Origin of the sequence: Streptococcus sp. 1055, assembly GCF_013276815.1 — a bacterium.
Taxonomy (GTDB): Bacteria; Bacillota; Bacilli; order Lactobacillales; family Streptococcaceae; genus Streptococcus; species Streptococcus pseudopneumoniae.
Window position 1 is genome coordinate 1 of the sequence record NZ_VMLT01000023.1, and the last position, 665, is coordinate 665.

1 pseudogene is annotated in these 665 nt (G+C 33.8%); it reads left to right on the plus strand.

Features of this window, described 5'->3' with window-relative positions:
- Positions 1-98: 98 nt before the first annotated feature.
- Positions 99-665: pseudogene (locus tag HT699_RS02930) on the plus strand (transposase); the annotation flags it as partial.

Sequence of the window (665 nt, forward strand, 5' to 3'; positions counted from 1 at the left end):
AAAGTCCTAAAAATCAGAAAAACGCATAGTATCAGGTGTTGATGTACTGCACCCCAAAAGTTAGACAGAAAAAATCTAACTTTTGGGGTATTTTTATTATGAAATTAACTTATGATGATAAAGTTCAGATCTATGAACTTAGAAAACAAGGATATAGCTTAGAGAAGCTTTCAAATAAATTTGGGATAAACAATTCTAATATTAGGTACATGATTAAATTGATTGATCGTTACGGAATAGAGTTCGTCAAAAAAGGAAAAAATCGTTACTATTCTCCTGATTTAAAGCAAGAAATGATTAATAAAGTCATACATGAAGGCTGGACTAAAGATAGAGTTTCTCTTGAATACGGCCTCCCAAGTCGTACGATACTTCTTAATTGGCTAGCACAATACAGGAAAAACGGGTATACTATTGTTGAGAAAACAAGAGGGAGAGTACCTAAAATGGGACGTAAGCCAAAAAAGAGACCTGAAGAGAGGACAGAATTAGAACGTCTTCAAGCAGAAAATGAGTACCTGAGAGCGGAGAATGCTATCCTAAAAAAGTTAAGAGAACTCCGATTGAAGGAGGAAAAAGAGAAAGAAGAAAGACAGAAATTGTTCAAGAATTAATGACTGAGTTTTCGTTAGATCTTCTTTTAAAAGCCATTAAACTAGCTCGTT